The organism is Actinoplanes sp. NPDC051388 (assembly GCF_055586225.1).
Window position 1 is genome coordinate 39,773 of record NZ_JBVJIP010000020.1, and the last position, 15,924, is coordinate 55,696.

16 protein-coding genes are annotated in these 15,924 nt (G+C 70.3%); 13 read left to right on the top strand and 3 right to left on the bottom strand.

The window, feature by feature from the left end; all coding sequences use genetic code 11:
- Positions 1-49: 49 nt before the first annotated feature.
- The 3 genes from ACZ6TI_RS38250 to ACZ6TI_RS38260 are packed head-to-tail and all read left to right on the top strand — an operon-like array spanning position 50 to position 2,766.
- Positions 50-1,081, top strand: a complete 1,032-nt coding sequence (locus tag ACZ6TI_RS38250; protein ID WP_465350139.1) for an ABC-2 transporter permease — start codon at positions 50-52, stop codon at positions 1,079-1,081.
- A gap of 3 nt (positions 1,082-1,084) precedes the next feature.
- Complete coding sequence (gene aroC / locus ACZ6TI_RS38255; RefSeq protein ID WP_465350140.1) at positions 1,085-2,263, top strand: chorismate synthase; 1,179 nt, start codon at positions 1,085-1,087, stop codon at positions 2,261-2,263.
- The gene (locus ACZ6TI_RS38260; RefSeq protein WP_465350141.1) at positions 2,263-2,766 is read left to right on the top strand and encodes a shikimate kinase; all 504 of its coding nucleotides are present in this window, start codon (positions 2,263-2,265) and stop codon (positions 2,764-2,766) included. The genes aroC and ACZ6TI_RS38260 overlap by 1 nt, the downstream gene beginning before the upstream one ends.
- On the opposite strand, the gene ACZ6TI_RS38265 is transcribed toward ACZ6TI_RS38260, so the two are convergent.
- Entirely contained in the window at positions 2,756-3,472 is a 717-nt protein-coding gene (locus ACZ6TI_RS38265) for an alpha/beta fold hydrolase (protein ID WP_465350142.1), read from the bottom strand. The genes ACZ6TI_RS38260 and ACZ6TI_RS38265 overlap by 11 nt on opposite strands.
- A gap of 62 nt (positions 3,473-3,534) precedes the next feature.
- On the opposite strand from ACZ6TI_RS38265, the gene ACZ6TI_RS38270 reads away from it, so the two are divergent.
- A complete protein-coding gene (locus ACZ6TI_RS38270; protein ID WP_465350143.1) occupies positions 3,535-4,497 on the top strand; it encodes a helix-turn-helix transcriptional regulator in 963 nt (320 codons plus the stop codon).
- A gap of 30 nt (positions 4,498-4,527) precedes the next feature.
- On the opposite strand, the gene ACZ6TI_RS38275 is transcribed toward ACZ6TI_RS38270, so the two are convergent.
- Positions 4,528-5,220, bottom strand: a complete 693-nt coding sequence (locus ACZ6TI_RS38275) for a Clp protease N-terminal domain-containing protein (RefSeq protein ID WP_465350144.1) — start codon at positions 5,218-5,220, stop codon at positions 4,528-4,530.
- Between the two features lie 67 nt (positions 5,221-5,287).
- Between ACZ6TI_RS38275 and aroB the strand changes: the two genes are divergently transcribed.
- The 4 genes from aroB to nusB all read left to right on the top strand — a co-directional run bounded on the left by aroB (position 5,288) and on the right by nusB (position 7,849).
- Positions 5,288-6,349: a 3-dehydroquinate synthase gene (aroB, locus tag ACZ6TI_RS38280; RefSeq protein WP_465350145.1), complete on the top strand. Its 1,062-nt coding sequence runs from the start codon at positions 5,288-5,290 to the stop codon at positions 6,347-6,349.
- On the top strand, positions 6,346-6,789 hold the full coding sequence (locus ACZ6TI_RS38285) for a type II 3-dehydroquinate dehydratase (protein ID WP_465350146.1): 444 nt from the start codon (positions 6,346-6,348) through the stop codon (positions 6,787-6,789). The genes aroB and ACZ6TI_RS38285 overlap by 4 nt, the downstream gene beginning before the upstream one ends.
- A gap of 63 nt (positions 6,790-6,852) precedes the next feature.
- The gene (gene efp, locus ACZ6TI_RS38290) at positions 6,853-7,410 is read left to right on the top strand and encodes an elongation factor P (protein WP_465350147.1); all 558 of its coding nucleotides are present in this window, start codon (positions 6,853-6,855) and stop codon (positions 7,408-7,410) included.
- A 28-nt stretch (positions 7,411-7,438) separates the two neighbouring features.
- The gene (gene nusB / locus ACZ6TI_RS38295) at positions 7,439-7,849 is read left to right on the top strand and encodes a transcription antitermination factor NusB (RefSeq protein WP_465350272.1); all 411 of its coding nucleotides are present in this window, start codon (positions 7,439-7,441) and stop codon (positions 7,847-7,849) included.
- Positions 7,850-7,913: 64 nt separating this feature from the next.
- Here the strand turns inward: nusB and bldD are convergent, their stop codons facing one another.
- The gene (gene bldD, locus ACZ6TI_RS38300) at positions 7,914-8,402 is read right to left on the bottom strand and encodes a transcriptional regulator BldD (protein ID WP_020517563.1); all 489 of its coding nucleotides are present in this window, start codon (positions 8,400-8,402) and stop codon (positions 7,914-7,916) included.
- Positions 8,403-8,681: 279 nt separating this feature from the next.
- On the opposite strand from bldD, the gene pyrR reads away from it, so the two are divergent.
- From pyrR to carB, 5 genes are read left to right on the top strand one after another with little or no spacing between them, the layout of a single operon-like run.
- On the top strand, positions 8,682-9,242 hold the full coding sequence (gene pyrR / locus ACZ6TI_RS38305) for a bifunctional pyr operon transcriptional regulator/uracil phosphoribosyltransferase PyrR (protein WP_465350148.1): 561 nt from the start codon (positions 8,682-8,684) through the stop codon (positions 9,240-9,242).
- Entirely contained in the window at positions 9,239-10,162 is a 924-nt protein-coding gene (locus ACZ6TI_RS38310) for an aspartate carbamoyltransferase catalytic subunit (protein ID WP_465350149.1), read from the top strand. The genes pyrR and ACZ6TI_RS38310 overlap by 4 nt, the downstream gene beginning before the upstream one ends.
- Positions 10,159-11,424, top strand: a complete 1,266-nt coding sequence (locus tag ACZ6TI_RS38315) for a dihydroorotase (RefSeq protein ID WP_465350150.1) — start codon at positions 10,159-10,161, stop codon at positions 11,422-11,424. Before ACZ6TI_RS38310 ends, ACZ6TI_RS38315 begins: the two co-directional genes overlap by 4 nt.
- Positions 11,421-12,563, top strand: coding sequence for a glutamine-hydrolyzing carbamoyl-phosphate synthase small subunit (carA, locus tag ACZ6TI_RS38320; RefSeq protein WP_465350151.1), 1,143 nt, complete (start codon positions 11,421-11,423; stop codon positions 12,561-12,563). The genes ACZ6TI_RS38315 and carA overlap by 4 nt, the downstream gene beginning before the upstream one ends.
- On the top strand, positions 12,563-15,874 hold the full coding sequence (carB, locus tag ACZ6TI_RS38325; RefSeq protein ID WP_465350152.1) for a carbamoyl-phosphate synthase large subunit: 3,312 nt from the start codon (positions 12,563-12,565) through the stop codon (positions 15,872-15,874). Before carA ends, carB begins: the two co-directional genes overlap by 1 nt.
- The last annotated feature ends 50 nt before the right edge of the window (positions 15,875-15,924 follow it).

Below are 15,924 nucleotides of genomic sequence, written 5' to 3' on the forward strand. Positions count from 1 at the left end.
AAGCGCGATGTGGGTTCGTGATCCGGGCGGAAGATCCGAGTCTGGGGTCATGACAAGTCAAGCCACCGCCCACCACCACGTCGAGGACGCCGTCGCACCGCAACCCACCGGGCCGAAGACCGCCGTCATTCCGGCCGCGGTCGGTCTGGTGATCGGCACGATCTTCGTCTCGATCTTCCTCGCCGCATTCCACACCCCGGCCCCGCACGACCTGCCGATCGGCGTCGTCGGCACCGCCACCCAGGTAGAAGTCGTGCGGCAGCAGTTGCCGCCCGGTGCCATCGAGCTCACGCCGTACCCGTCGGCCGGCGCCGCCCGCGCGGCCATCGAGGACCGATCCGTGTTCGGCGCCTATGTCGTCGGCGCCGACGGCCGATCCGCGGAACTGCTCTACGCCGGCGCGAACGGCCCGGCCGTGACCAGCACCCTCCAGGGCATCTTCGGATCGCTCGGGACGACCCTGCACAGCGAGGACGTGCGACCGACCTCGCCGGGGGACACCCGCAGCCTCTCGATCTTCTACGCGGGCTTCGGCCTGGTCCTGGCCGGCTACCTGTTCGGCCTCGTCTCCTATCAGATGGCGCCGCGCCTGCAGTTGCGCCTGCGGCTGCTCAGCCTGGCCGGGTTCGCCGTCGCGGGCGGCCTCGCCACGACGCTGATCGCGGGCCGCACCGGCTTCAACGCCCTGCCCGGCAGCCTGGTCGCCACCGGGGCGATCACCATCCTGCTGGCCCTGGCGGTGGGCGCCGCCACGCTGCTGCTGATGCGCGTCGCGGGCCCGGCCGGCACGCTGGTCGCCTCGCTGGTGCTGCTCATCCTGGGCAACGCCACCGGCGGCGGCACACTCCCGATCGCCTATCTGCCCGACTGGCTGCGGCCGCTCGCGCACGTGCTGCCGGTCGGCGCCGGGATCCGGGCGCTGCAGGGCGTCTCCTACTTCGACGACGACGGCTTCGTGGCCGGCCTCGTCACGCTCGCCCTGTGGGCGGTGCTGGGCATCGGCGTCGTCGCCCTGGTCGACACCATCGCGGACCGGCGCGCCCTGCGGCCCGCGGCGGATGAACGGCGTGCCAGACTATGAGCCGTGTTGCGCTGGCTTACCGCAGGTGAATCCCATGGCCCGGCCCTCGTCGCCCTGCTCGAGGGGGTGCCCGCCGGGGTGCGGGTGACGAGCGAGGACATCGGTCGTGATCTGGCGCGCCGGCGCCTCGGTTACGGCCGCGGCGCCCGCATGCAGTTCGAGCAGGACGTGCTCGAGCTGATCGGCGGCATCCGGCACGGCGTCACCCAGGGCAGCCCGGTGGCGATCCGGATCGGCAACTCCGAGTGGCCCAAGTGGCAGACGGTGATGGCGGCCGACCCGGTCGACCCCGACGAGCTGGCCGCGCAGGCCCGCAACGCGCCGCTGACCCGGCCCCGGCCCGGCCACGCCGACCTGGCCGGCATGCAGAAATACGGCCACCAGGACGCCCGCCCGATCCTGGAGCGCGCCAGCGCCCGGGAGACCGCGGCCCGGGTCGCGGTGGGCGTGGTGGCCAAGGCGATCGTCAAGCAGACGCTCGGCATCGACATCGTGTCGCACGTGATCGAGCTGGGTTCGGTGACCGCCAAGGCGGGGCTGATCCCCACCCCCGAGGACGCCGACAAGATCGACGCCGATCCACTGCGCTGCCTCGACCCGGAGGCCAGCGCACGCATGGTGGCCGAGGTCGATGCGGCGAAGAAGGACGCGGACACCCTCGGCGGCATCGTGGAGGTCTTGGCTTACGGCGTACCCCCGGGTCTGGGGTCTCATGTGCAATGGGACCGCAAGCTGGACGCCCGCCTGGCCACCGCGCTGATGTCCATCCAGTCGGTCAAGGGCGTGGAGATCGGCGACGGCTTCACGCAGGCCCGGTCGCGCGGTTCGGTCGCGCACGACGAGATCATCCCGACCCCCGACGGCGTGCGGCGGGTCACCGATCGCGCCGGCGGCCTCGAGGGCGGCATCACCAACGGCGAAAATCTCCGGGTACGCGCGGCGCTCAAGCCGATCTCCTCACTGAACCGCGCCCTGCAGACCGTCGACGTCGTGACCGGCGAGGCGGCGACGGCGATCAACCAGCGCTCGGACGTGTGCGCGGTGCCGGCCGGCGCGGTGGTGGCCGAGGCGATGGTGGCGCTGGTGCTCGCCGAGGCCGCGACCGAGAAGTTCGGTGGCGACTCGGCCGACGAGATGCGCCGCAACCTGGCGGGATACCTCGACAGTCTGCTGATCCGCTGATGGCGCCGGTCGCGATCATGGTGGGCGCGCCGGGCGCCGGGAAGAGCACCATCGGGCAGGCCGTCGCGAGCCGGCTCGGCGTCGAGTTCGCGGACGCCGACACGCTGATCGAGGGGGTCGCCGGCAAACCGGTCCCGGAGATCTTCTTCGACGACGGCGAGGACGAGTTCCGCCGCCTCGAGGTCGAGACGATCGCCGCGGCGCTGGACTCGTTCGACGGCGTGCTGGCGCTCGGCGGGGGAGCGATCCTCAACGAGACCACCCGCGAGCGGCTGCGCGAGCACCGCGTGGTCTATCTGTCGGTCGAGCTGACCGACGCGGTCAAGCGGGTCGGTCTGGGCGCGGGCCGGCCGCTGCTGGCGATCAACCCGCGGGCGACGCTGAAATACTTGCTCGATCAGCGCCGCCCGCTCTACGCCTCGGTCGCCACGCACACCATCGTCACCGACGCGCGTCCGCCCGAGGACATCGCCGCCGAGGTCACGGAGCTGCTCAAGAACTAGCTTCGAGCGCCGCCGCCAGCCCCTTCGGCTCGCTCAGCATCGGCCAGTGCCCGGTGGGCAGCGGGACGATCCGGGCCTCGGTCATCTCCACGAACCACGGGTGCCCGGCCGCCATCATCTGCTCGATCATCTCGACCGGCAGCGCGCACGCGATCAGCACGGTCGGCAGGTCGGCCGAGGTCGCGTGCGCCCCGACCGGCTGCTTCACCGAGGCCATCGGGTGCGGGGTCGATCGGGCGCGCAGCAACTCCAGCGCCCGCTCGTCGAGGCCGGCGAGCATCTGCGGGTCGGCCGCCGGGTCCCACTCGCGCGGGGCGAACCCGGCCGCGTCGTCCTCGATCCGCGCGCGTTCTTCCTCGCCGGTCGAGTCCCACTGGCTCGATCCCTCGGGCAGGGCGCCGGCGTCCACGTACACCACCGTCTTGATCCGGTCGCCGAGCCGGCGCGCGGCCGCGCTGACCGGCAGGCCGCCGTAGCTGTGCCCGACCAGCACGATGTCGCGCAGGTCCTCGGTCTCGGCCAGCCGCACGATGTCCTCGATGTGCGTGTCGAGGTCGACGTCCGGGCCGAGCAGGTGCGAGCGGTCGGCCAGGCCGGTGAGGGTCAGCGGAAAGACCTCGTGGCCCGCGTCGCGCAATGCCGCCGTTACGTCGTGCCACGCCCACGCGCCGATCCACATGCCAGGAACCAGGATGTATGTGCTCATGGATCAACCGTAGAAGTGATACCGGGCAGATTCCGCCCGGTATAGCTGAGAAGATTTCTCCCATGGCCCACCCCGCTTCCCGCGTGCTCGCGATGCTCGAACTGCTCCAGGCCCACCGGCGGATGACCGTCGGCGAGCTGGCCGAGCGGCTCGCGGTCGACGAGCGCACCGTGCGGCGTTATGCGGGCACGCTCGCCGACCTGGGCATTCCGGTGGCGTCCGAGCGCGGCCGATACGGCGGCTACCAGCTCGCCCCCGGCTTCAAGCTGCCACCGCTGATGCTGACCGACGACGAGGCGGTGGCGATCCTGCTCGGCCTGCTGGCGGGCGACCGGATCGGGCTCGCCGCGGCCACCCCGGCGGCCGCGTCGGCGGAGGCGAAGATCGCCCGGGTGCTGCCACGGGCTCTGGCCGAGCGGCTGTCCGCGCTGCGCGAGAGCCTCGGTTTCACGATGCGCGGTTCCCGATACAAAGACGACGCCGCCGCCGAGACTCTTCTGACGCTCGGCGCGGCGGTTCGCGAACGCGAGAGCCAGCGCATCTCCTACCACGGCGACCGCGACGTCGATCCCTACGGCCTGGTGTTCCACTCCGGACGGTGGTACCTCGTCGCCCATGATCATCGCAGCGGGGAGATCCGGTCGTTCCGGGTCGACCGGATTCTGCGGTTGCACGCCGCCGGCGCGCGGTTCGAGCCGCCGCCCGGCTTCGACGCGGTCGCCCACTTCAACCGGCAGTGGGCCCAGCGGGACTACCGCTGGGAGGTGGAGGCGCTGGTCGAGGCCCCGCTGGCGGCGCTGCGCCGGTTCGTGCCGGAGAGCGTCGCCGGGCTGACCGAGACGCCGGACGGCGTGTTGATGACCTGCCGCACCGAGAACCTGCGCGGGATGGCCGCGATGCTCGCCGGACTCAACCACCCGTTCACGGTGATCAAGCCCGACGAGCTGCGCGCCGAGGTGGCCGCGCTGGCCGCCGACCTGTCCAGCTGGATCAGCAGGCCAGTGCCAGAAACAGGATCAGAATGACGAGCACGTCCTCCCGGGTCAGCCGCATCGTCAGGCCGAGCGCGATTCCAGTGCCTCGATGCGGCTGATCACCGGCGCCAGCTCGCGGCGCACGACCGACGCCATCAGGTCGATCTGACTGGTCGCGGTCGGCGCCTGCGCGCGCAGGTGGGTATATCCGGCGAGCGCCGCCGACACCGCCCGGCGCAGCGCCTTGGCGTCGGCGCCCGCCTCGCGCAGCGCCCGCCCCGCGGCGCCGTCCGGCTCGGCGGCCAGGCCGATCAGCAGGTGCTCGCAGCCGACGTAGTTGTGGCCGAACGCGGTGGACTCGCCGACCGCCAGCTCCAGCGCGTTCGCGGCGGGCAGGCTGAAGCCGGCGCCGCCCGGCTCGGCCGGCGCGTCGTCGATGCGCAGCCGGGCCGGGTCGATCTCCATCGACCGCAGCACCTGCAGGGCGAGGTTCCCGCCCTCGTCGACGATGCCGCCCAGCAGGTGCGCGGTGCCGACCTGATCGCCGGCGCCGTCGCGGGCCAGCCGCAGCACGGCGACCGCGCGGGCGGTGAAGGAGGTCAGCTGGACGCCGAGCTCCTCGTCGGAGAGCGCGCTGAGCACGGTCTGCCGGATCGCCGTGACTCGGCGGACGGCCTGCTCGAGCGCGCGCTGGCAGATCGCGGAGACCGGGATGCCGGCGTCGCGCACGGCGTCGGCCAGATCGTCGGGAAGGTACACGTTGATTTTCGGCATGCGATGTTTATAACCCGTCTGGGGTTAGAAAAATATAACCCCATGACCGGCCGACTAGCGTGCTCGTGTGACCACCACCCGCATCCCGGTGCTCGGCGACCGGCCCTACGACGTGCTCGTGGGTCGTGACCTCGCCAAACACCTGCCCGACCTGATCGCCGGTGCGGCCCGCACCGCCGTGCTATTCGCCGCGCCGCTGCGCGAGAAGGCCACCGCGATCGCCCGCGAACTGCCGCAGCCGCTGCTGCTCGAGGTGCCGGACGCCGAGGCCGGCAAGACCGTCGAGGTGGCCGCGCGCTGCTGGGACGAGCTGGGCGCGGCGAGCTTCACCCGCACCGACGCGGTGGTCGGCGTCGGCGGGGGAGCGGTGACCGATCTGGCGGGTTACGTGGCCGCGGCCTGGTTGCGCGGCGTGCGCTGGGCGCCGGTCTCCACCTCGCTGCTCGGCATGGTCGACGCCTCGGTGGGCGGCAAGACCGGCGTCAACATCGCGGCCGGGAAAAACCTGGTGGGCGCGTTTCATCCGCCGGCCGGCGTCCTCTGCGATCTGGACATGTTGGACACCCTGCCGCCGGACGATCTGGTCGCCGGCCTGGCCGAGGTGGTCAAATGCGGCTTCATCGCCGACCCGGTGATCCTCGATCTGATCGAGGCGGATCCGGCCGCCGCGGCCGATCCGCGCTCTCCGGCGCTGCGCGAGCTGGTCGACCGCGCGATCCAGGTCAAGGCCGACGTCGTCGGCCAGGACCTGCGCGAATCGGGGTTGCGCGAGATCCTCAACTACGGCCACACGCTGGGTCACGCCATCGAAAAACGCGAGGGGTACGGGTGGAAGCACGGTCACGCCGTCGCGGTCGGCATGATCTTCGCCGCTGAGCTGGCCCGTCTCGCCGGCCGGCTGGACGACGACACCGCCGCGCGGCACCGCACCGTGCTCGACCTGGTCGGCCTGCCCACCGGCTACCACCCGGACGCGCTGCCCGAGCTGGTCGAGACCATGCGGGTGGACAAGAAGGCGCGCGCCGACCGGCTGCGGTTCGTGGTGCTGGACGGCCTCGCGCAACCCGGCATCCTGGCCGGTCCGGAAGAGGAGCTGTTGGCGCGGGCATACTCGGAGGTGGCGCGATGACCAGGGTCTACGTGCTGAACGGTGCGAACCTGGGCCGCCTGGGCACCCGTCAGGTGGACGTGTACGGGGTCACCTCGTACCAGGATCTGGTGAAACTCTGCGAGAGCGAGGGCACCGAGCTCGACCTCGACGTGGTGGTCCGGCAGACCGACGCCGAGCACGAGATGCTGGGCTGGCTGTACGACGCCGCCGACGAGCAGGCGCCGGTGGTGCTCAACCCCGGCGCGTGGTCGCATTACAACTACGCGATCCGGGACGCGTGTGCCATGTTGCGCAACCGGCTCGTCGAGGTGCACATCAGCAACATCCACGCACGAGAGCAGTTCCGGCACCACTCGGTCATCTCGGCCGTGGCCAGCGGCGTGATCGCGGGCCTTGGCGTGGACGGCTACCGTCTGGCGTTGCGGCACGTGGCCGCAACCGCGAAAAACCCCGATTAGCAGGCCGAGAGCCCGCGCCGGTAGACTCGATCGGTCACCGCGAACACCAAGAACAGGCAGGACATGGCTTCCACCAACGACCTGAAGAACGGCCTGGTGCTCAACCTCGACGGCGAGCTCTGGTCCGTCGTGGAGTTCCAGCACGTCAAGCCGGGCAAGGGCGGCGCGTTCGTGCGCACCACGCTCAAGAACGTGCTCTCCGGCAAGGTCGTGGACAAGACCTTCAACGCCGGCACCAAGGTCGAGACCGCGACCGTGGACAAGCGCACGATGCAATACCTCTACCTGGACGGCGAAGACTACGTCTTCATGGACCTGGACACCTTCGAGCAGATCCCGGTGCCCGGCGGCACGGTCGGCGAGGCGGCCAACTACCTGCTGCCCGAGGCCGAGGCGACGGTCGCGCAGCACGAGGGCGTGCCGCTCTACATCGAGCTGCCCACCAGCGTGTTCCTCGAGGTCACCTACACCGAGCCGGGCATGCAGGGCGACCGGTCCACCGGCGGCACCAAGCCGGCCACGGTGGAGACCGGCGCGACGGTCAACGTGCCGCTGTTCATCACCATGGGCGAGAAGATCAAGGTCGACACCCGCGACGGCCGCTACCTCGGCCGCAGCTGACCTGATGGCTGAAGGCCCCAAGACGCAGATGCCGGCGCGCCGCAAGGCGCGCAAGCGTGCGCTCGATGTTCTTTACGAAGCCGACCTGCGTGATCTGCCGCCGAGCCAGGTGCTCGAGGCATATCTGGGCCGGATCGAGAAGCCGCATCCCGATCACCTGGACTACGCGATCGGGTTGATCGAGGGCGTCGCAAAAAATCTTGACCGGATCGACGAGTTGATCGCGAGTTACGCCGAGGGCTGGACCATCGACCGGATGCCGGTGGTGGATCGCAACCTCGCCCGGATCGCGGTCTACGAGCTGCTCTATGTCTCGGAGATCGACGACCCGGTGGCGATCACCGAGGCCGTCGAGCTGGCCAAGCAGATGTCGACCGATGACAGTCCGCGGTTTCTCAACGGCATCCTCGGCCGGATCGCGGAGTTCGCGTCGCGCTGATCAATCCCAGACACGAAAAAAGGGAGCCCTCGCGGGCTCCCTTTGTCGTTGCGGTGCGTCAGCGTCAGGACGCGAAGAACGCGCGCGGGTCGGCGACCAGCACACCCTGTTCGGTCAAGCGCTCGATCAAGCCGGACGGCGAGATGTCGTACACGATCGCGAGTGCACGCAGATCGTCGGCGCGGATCGACAGGACCCGGCCGTTGTAGTCACCACGCTGCTGCTGGATGGCCCGGGCATAACGCGCCACGTAGGCCAGATCCTCGCCGGTGGTGTCGTACAGCTTCTCGAGGTCGAGCACGATCTTGTTGGTGGCCTCGAGCCGGACGCCACTGCCGTCGGGCAGCAGCTCGGAGACGGGCACCCGATAGAAATCGGCCAGCTCGGCGAGACGCGAGACGGTGACCGCACGGTCGCCGCGCTCGTACGAACCCACCACGACGGCCTTCCAGCGACCGTTCGACTTCTCTTCCACACCCTGCAGGGACAGGCCCTGCTGCTGGCGGATCGAGCGCAGGCGGGCGCCCAACGACTTGGCGTACTCAGACGGCATTCGGACACTCCCAGTACTGTGCTGGCCCGGAGGGTTCTTCCTCCGCGATCGCTACGCAGCGTGACGGTACGGCCGTTGCGACCTCTGGTCAAGTGTTGGTCGCCGATGTGTCGTGTGACTCCCGTGAAAGTTGCCCACTTTCCACGTCAGCCACGTCACGCTGATCGGCGCTCGCTGCACTGGTAACGTAGCGTCAGCCTGCAAGCCGGCGATCATCGGGGTGAGCAGGCATCCGACGTCCTTTAACGACCTGTCCAGTGAGGCAGGGAAGGAGGTCCTGTGGCATCCGTGCATGCCCAGACGGCCAAGACCATTTTGTCCGCGTCCGACTTGCAGCGAGTCGTCGATCGCATGGCCCATCAGATTCTGGAGAAGACGTCCGGCGGCGCCGGCACCGTCCTTCTCGGCATCCCCACCCGCGGTGTCCCGCTCGCCCATCGGCTGGCGCAGCGCATCCACGCGTTCGAGGGCATCGACATCCCGGTCGGCGCCCTCGACATCACGCTCTACCGCGACGATCTGCGGCTGCACGCCACCCGCGCGCTCGGCAAGACCGAGCTCCCGGGCGACGGCATCGACGGCCGCCGGGTGATCCTGGTCGACGACGTCCTCTTCTCCGGACGCACCGTCCGGGCCGCGCTCGACGCCATCTCGGACGTCGGCCGGCCCAGCTCCGTGCAGCTCGCCGTGCTGGTCGACCGTGGCCACCGCGAGCTGCCGATCCGCGCCGACTATGTCGGCAAGAACATCCCGACCGCGCTGGAGGAAAGCGTCCGGGTCTCGCTCGCCGAGACGGACGACGGCGTGGACGAGGTCAAGCTCACCGGAGGTCCCCGATGATCAGGCATCTGCGCTCCGCGTCGGACCTTGACGCCGACACCGCCACATTGATCCTGGACACCGCCGGCGAGATGGCCGCGCTGGCCGGCCGCGAGGTCAAGAAGCTGCCGACACTGCGCGGCCGCACCGTGGTCAACCTCTTCTACGAGGACTCCACGCGCACCCGCATCTCGTTCGAGGCGGCGGCCAAGCGGCTGTCCGCCGACGTGATCAACTTCTCCGCCAAGGGATCCAGTGTCTCCAAGGGCGAGAGCCTCAAGGACACCGCGCTGACCCTGCAGGCGATGGGCGCCGACGCGGTGGTCATCCGGCACCCGGCATCCGGCGCGCCGCACCGGCTGTCGAGCTGGGTGGACGGCTCGGTGATCAACGCCGGCGACGGCACCCACGAGCACCCGACGCAGGCGCTGCTGGACGCGTACACGATGCGGTCCCGGCTGGGGAAGATCGACGGGCTGAAGGTGGCGATCGTCGGGGACGTCCTGCACAGCCGGGTGGCACGGTCCAATGTGCTGCTGCTCACCACACTCGGCGCCGAGGTCACGGTGGTCGGGCCGCCGACGCTGATCCCGAACGACGTGGCCGCGGCGCTCTCGCCGAGGACGAAAGTGTCGTACGACCTCGATAGCGTCCTGCCCGACTCGGATGTCGTGATGATGCTGCGGGTCCAGACCGAGCGGATGCAGGATTCCTACTTCCCCTCGGCCCGGGAATACAGCCGCCGCTACGGACTCGACATGCCGCGCATGCGAAAGCTGCCCGAGCACGCGATCGTCATGCACCCCGGTCCGATGAACCGGGGCATGGAGATCGCGCCGGAGGTGGCCGACTCGTCCCGTTCCACGATCGTCGAGCAGGTCGCCAACGGCGTCAGTGCTCGGATGGCTGTTCTGTACCTGCTGCTGGGAGGAAAAGCGTGACCTCGTCCTACGTGATCAAGGGGGCGTCCGTGCTGGGCGCCGCGCCGACGGATCTTTTCGTCAAGGACGGGATTCTCGTCGACGCTCCCGCATCGGGCGCCGAGGTCATCGACGCGGCCGGTCTGGTAGTGCTGCCCGGCCTGGTCGATCTGCACACCCACCTGCGCGAACCCGGCCGCGAGGACGCCGAGACCGTGGAGACCGGCTCGCGTGCCGCGGCGATGGGCGGTTACACGGCGGTCTGCGCGATGGCCAACACGTCGCCGGTCGCCGACACCGCCGGCGTGGTCGAGCAGGTCTGGCGGCTCGGTCGCGAGGCCGGCCTGGTCGACGTGCAGCCGATCGGCGCGGTCACCGTCGGGCTGGCCGGCAAGCAGCTCGCCGAGCTCGGCGCGATGGCCACCTCCGCGGCGAACGTGCGGATCTTCTCCGACGACGGCAGCTGCGTCGCCGACCCGCGGCTGATGCGCCGCGCGCTGGAATACGTGAAGGCGTTCGACGGCATCATCGCCCAGCACGCCGAGGAGCCGCGGCTCACCGAGGGCGCCCAGATGCACGAGGGCGAGGTGTCCACGCGGCTCGGCCTGACCGGCTGGCCCGCGGTCGCCGAGGAGGCGATCATCGCCCGCGACGTGCTCCTGGCGGAGCACGTGGGCAGCCGGTTGCACGTCTGCCACGTCTCCACCGCCGGGTCCGTCGAGGTCCTGCGCCAGGCAAAGGCGAGGGGGGTACGGGTGACCGCCGAGGTCACGCCGCACCACCTGCTCCTCACCGACGAGCTGGCCGCCAGTTACGACCCGGTCTTCAAGGTCAACCCGCCGCTGCGCACCGCCGCCGACGTCGCCGCTCTGCGGGCCGCCCTGGTCGAGGGCGTGATCGACGTCGTCGCCACCGACCACGCCCCGCACGCGGTGGAGGACAAGGAGTGCGAGTGGGCCTACGCACGACCTGGCATGGTCGGTCTCGAGACCGCGCTGCCGGTGGTGCTCTCGGTCCTCGGTGAGCAGTGGGAGCTGATCGCCGACCGCATGTCGACCGCGCCCGCCCGCATCGCCGGTCTCTCCGCGCACGGCTCGCTGCGGGTCGGCGGACCGGCATCGTTCACCCTGGTCGACCCGGCTGCCCGCCGCGTCGTCGACCCGGGTGCGCTGACCTCTCGCAGCCGCAACACCCCGTATGCGGGCACCACCCTGCCGGGCCGCATCGTCGCGACCTTCCTGCGGGGCGAGCCGACGGTCCTCGACGGAAAGGCCACCAAGTGACCGCGGCGATTCTGGTGCTCGAGGACGGGCGCACGTTCACCGGCACCGCCTATGGCGCGGTGGGCGAGACGTTCGGCGAGGCCGTGTTCAACACCAGCATGACCGGTTATCAGGAGACGCTGACCGACCCGTCCTACCACCGGCAGGTCGTGGTGCAGACCGCGCCGCAGATCGGCAACACCGGAGTCAACCTCGAGGACGACGAGTCCTCGAAGATCTGGGTGGCCGGTTACGTGGTGCGCGACCCGGCCCGCCGGCCCTCCAGCTGGCGGGCGACCGGCTCGCTGGACGACCGGCTGATCGCCGAGGGCGTGGTGGGCATCAGCGGCATCGACACCCGGGCGCTGACCCGGCACCTGCGCTCGCGCGGCGCGATGCGGGTCGGCGTCTCCTCGGTCGACCTCGATCCGCGTTCGCTGCTCGAGCGCGTCCAGGCTCAGCCCCAGATGGTCGGCGCCGACCTGTCCGCCGAGGTCAGCACCCCCGCGGTCTACTCGGTGGACGCGATCGGCGAGCACCGCTACACGGTGGCGGCCCTCGACCTCGGGATCAAGCGCAACGTCGCCCGGCGGCTCGCCGCGCGCGGCGTCACCACGCACATCTTCCCGGCCGCCTCCTCGATCGAGGACCTGCTGGCGGTGAGCCCGGACGCGGTGTTCTTCTCGCCCGGCCCGGGTGACCCGGCCACCGCCGACCATCCGGTCGCGCTGGCGCGCGCGGTGATGAACCGCCGGGTGCCGCTGTTCGGCATCTGCTTCGGCAGCCAGATCCTCGGCCGGGCGCTCGGCTTCGGAACCTACAAGCTGGGCTACGGCCACCGCGGCATCAACCAGCCGGTGCTCGACAAGACCACCGGCAAGGTCGAGGTGACCAGCCACAACCACGGGTTCGCCGTGGACGCGCCGCTCAACACGGTGATCGACACCGACTTCGGCGGCGTCGAGGTCAGCCATGTGTGCCTCAACGACGACGTGGTCGAGGGGCTGCGGGCGCGCGACGTGCCCGCATTCACTGTCCAGTACCACCCCGAAGCGGCGGCCGGCCCGCATGACGCGGACTACCTGTTCGATCGCTTCGTGGAGCTCGTCGACGGCCGCCAGGCCGCCGAGGGGCAGCACAGCGAAGGGAAGCAGGCCTGATGCCGAAGCGGACTGATCTTCAGCACGTGATGGTGATCGGCTCGGGGCCGATCGTGATCGGGCAGGCCTGCGAGTTCGACTACTCCGGCACCCAGGCCTGCCGGGTGCTGCGCGCCGAGGGCCTGCGGGTCTCGCTGGTCAACTCCAACCCCGCGACGATCATGACGGACCCGGAGTTCGCCGACGCGACCTATGTCGAGCCGATCACGCCGGAGTTCGTCGAGCTGGTCATCGCCCGTGAGCGGCCGGACGCGATCCTGCCCACGCTGGGCGGGCAGACAGCGCTGAACACGGCGGTCGCCCTGCATGAGAACGGCGTGCTGGAGAAATACGGCGTCGAGCTGATCGGCGCGAACATCGACGCGATCCGGCGCGGCGAGGACCGCCAGCTGTTCAAGGAGATCGTCGCGCGCGCCGGTGGCCAGACGCCCCGCTCCCGGGTCTGCCACACCATGGAAGAGGTCCTTTCCACCGTCGAGGACCTCGGCCTCCCCGTCGTCATCCGGCCCTCGTTCACCATGGGCGGCCTCGGCTCGGGAATGGCGCACAACTCCGCCGATCTCTCGCGGATCGCCGGCGCCGGCCTGGCGGCCTCACCGGTGCACGAGGTGCTGATCGAGGAGAGCGTGCTCGGCTGGAAGGAGTACGAGCTCGAGCTGATGCGCGACCAGCACGACAACGTCGTGGTGGTCTGCTCGATCGAGAACATCGACCCGATGGGCGTGCACACCGGCGACAGCGTCACCGTCGCGCCGGCCATGACGCTCACCGACCGCGAATATCAGGACCTGCGCGACCTGGGCATCGCGGTGCTGCGCGAGGTCGGCGTGGACACCGGCGGCTGCAACATCCAGTTCGCGATCAACCCCGCCGACGGGCGGCTGGTCGTCATCGAGATGAACCCGCGGGTCTCGCGGTCGTCGGCGCTGGCCTCCAAGGCGACCGGCTTCCCGATCGCGAAGATCGCCGCGAAGCTGGCCATCGGCTACACGCTGGACGAGATCCCCAACGACATCACCCTGAAGACGCCGGCCGCGTTCGAGCCGGCGCTCGACTACGTGGTGGTGAAGATCCCGCGGTTCGCGTTCGAGAAGTTCCCCGGTGCGGATGCCGAGCTCACCACGACGATGAAGTCGGTAGGGGAGGCGATGTCTCTCGGACGCAACTTCGCCGAGGCGCTGAACAAGGCGATGCGGTCGATGGAGACGTCGGCGTCGGGGTTCTGGACGTCGCCCACCTTTGATTCTGTCGACGACGCCTTGGCCGCTTTGCGCATTCCGCACGACGGGCGTCTCTACACCGTCGAGGCCGCGTTGCGGCTGGGCGCCTCCGTCGAACAGGTTCATTCCGCCTCCGGGGGCATCGACCCGTGGTTCCTGGACGAGATCGCGGCGCTGGTGTCGCTCCGGACGGACATTTTGGACGCTCCGGTGCTCGATGAGGCGCTGTTGCGTCGGGCCAAGCGAGCCGGGCTCTCCGACCGGCAGCTCGCGGCGCTGCGGCCGGAGTTCGCGGGCGAGGACGGGGTGCGGTCGCTGCGGCATCGGCTCGGGGTGCGGCCGGTCTACAAGACCGTCGACACGTGCGCGGCCGAGTTCGAGGCGAACACGCCCTACCACTACTCGACGTACGACGAGGAGACCGAGGTCGCGCCGTCGGACCGGCCCAAGGTGATGATCCTCGGGTCCGGGCCGAACCGGATCGGGCAGGGCATCGAGTTCGACTACTCGTGCGTGCACGCGGTGATGGCGCTGCGTGCGGCCGATTTCGAAACCGTCATGGTCAACTGCAACCCGGAGACGGTGTCCACCGACTACGACACCGCCGACCGGCTCTACTTCGAGCCGCTGACCTTCGAGGACGTGCTCGAGGTCTTCCACGCCGAGGACACCTCCGGCAAGGCGGCCGGCGGGCCCGGCGTGATCGGCGTGATCGTGCAGCTCGGCGGGCAGACCCCGCTCGGGCTCGCGCGGCGGCTCAAGGCGGCCGGCATCCCGATCGTCGGCACCTCCCCGGAGTCCATCGACCTGGCCGAGGACCGCGGCATGTTCGGCGCCGTGCTGGCCAAGGCCGGGCTGCGCTCGCCCGACCACGGCACCGCCACGTCCTTCGAGGAGGCCAAGGCGATCGCGGACGAGATCGGTTACCCGGTGCTGGTCCGGCCGTCTTATGTGCTCGGCGGGCGGGGCATGGAGATCGTCTATGACGAGCCGACGTTGAACGCGTACATCGACCGGGCCACCGAGATCTCGCCGAACCATCCGGTGCTGGTCGACCGGTTCCTGGACGACGCGATCGAGATCGACGTCGACGCGCTCTGCGACGCCACCGGCGAGGTCTATCTCGGCGGCGTGATGGAGCACATCGAGGAGGCCGGCATCCACTCCGGCGACTCGTCCTGCTCGCTGCCGCCGGTGACGCTGGCCGGCTCGCACCTGGCCGAGGTGCGCCGATACACCGAGGCGATCGCCCGCGGGGTCGGCGTGCGCGGCCTGCTCAACGTGCAGTACGCCCTCAAGGACGACGACCTCTACGTGCTGGAGGCGAATCCGCGCGCCTCGCGCACGGTCCCGTTCGTTTCGAAGGCGACCGCCGTGCCGCTGGCGAAGGCGGCCGCCCGGATCATGCTCGGCGCGACGATCAAGGAGCTGCGCGCCGAGGGCCTGCTGTTCGCGTCGCGGGACGGCGGCTCCACCCCCGAGGCGGCGCCGATCGCGATCAAGGAGGCGGTGCTGCCGTTCAAGCGGTTCCGCACGCCGGCCGGCCAGGGCGTGGACAGCCTGCTCGGCCCGGAGATGAAGTCGACCGGCGAGGTGATGGGCATCGACGCCGGCTTCGGCCAGGCCTTCGCCAAGTCACAAGCCGCGGCCTACGGCTCGCTGCCGACCAGCGGCAAGATCTTCGTGTCGGTGGCCAACCGCGACAAGCGCTCCATGATCTTCCCGATCAAGCGGCTGGCCGACCTGGGCTTCACGATCGTGACAACGGCCGGGACAGGCGGGGTCCTGCGCCGGCACGGCATCGAGTGCGAGATCGTGCCGAAGCACTTCGAGAGCCCCGGTCAGAACGCGATCGCCCTGATCCACGCGGGCGAGATCGCGCTGATCATCAACACGCCGCAGGGCTCGGGCGCGAGCGCCCGCTCTGATGGCTACGAGTTGCGCTCGGCCGCGGTGACCGCGGACATCCCGAGCATCACGACGGTGCCCGGCGCGGCGGCCGCGGTGATGGGCATCGAGGCCTTGATGCGCGGAGACCTGACGGTCCGCCCCTTGCAGGAGTTGCACGCAGTCCTGCGGAGCGCCGAGTGACCAAACCCGCCCCCAAATCCGCCCCACGGCCCGGCGCCGGGTTCCCGGCC

Coding starts and splice junctions, on each gene's coding strand:
- ACZ6TI_RS38270 (WP_465350143.1), top strand. CDS start 3,535: ATGGCCCACCCCGCTTCCCGCGTGCTCGCGATGCTCGAACTGCTCCAG.
- ACZ6TI_RS38250 (WP_465350139.1), top strand. CDS start 50: ATGACAAGTCAAGCCACCGCCCACCACCACGTCGAGGACGCCGTCGCA.
- ACZ6TI_RS38275 (WP_465350144.1), bottom strand. CDS start 5,220: ATGCCGAAAATCAACGTGTACCTTCCCGACGATCTGGCCGACGCCGTG.
- ACZ6TI_RS38285 (WP_465350146.1), top strand. CDS start 6,346: ATGACCAGGGTCTACGTGCTGAACGGTGCGAACCTGGGCCGCCTGGGC.
- nusB (WP_465350272.1), top strand. CDS start 7,439: ATGCCGGCGCGCCGCAAGGCGCGCAAGCGTGCGCTCGATGTTCTTTAC.
- carB (WP_465350152.1), top strand. CDS start 12,563: ATGCCGAAGCGGACTGATCTTCAGCACGTGATGGTGATCGGCTCGGGG.
- bldD (WP_020517563.1), bottom strand. CDS start 8,402: ATGCCGTCTGAGTACGCCAAGTCGTTGGGCGCCCGCCTGCGCTCGATC.
- ACZ6TI_RS38310 (WP_465350149.1), top strand. CDS start 9,239: ATGATCAGGCATCTGCGCTCCGCGTCGGACCTTGACGCCGACACCGCC.
- ACZ6TI_RS38260 (WP_465350141.1), top strand. CDS start 2,263: ATGGCGCCGGTCGCGATCATGGTGGGCGCGCCGGGCGCCGGGAAGAGC.
- efp (WP_465350147.1), top strand. CDS start 6,853: ATGGCTTCCACCAACGACCTGAAGAACGGCCTGGTGCTCAACCTCGAC.
- ACZ6TI_RS38265 (WP_465350142.1), bottom strand. CDS start 3,472: ATGAGCACATACATCCTGGTTCCTGGCATGTGGATCGGCGCGTGGGCG.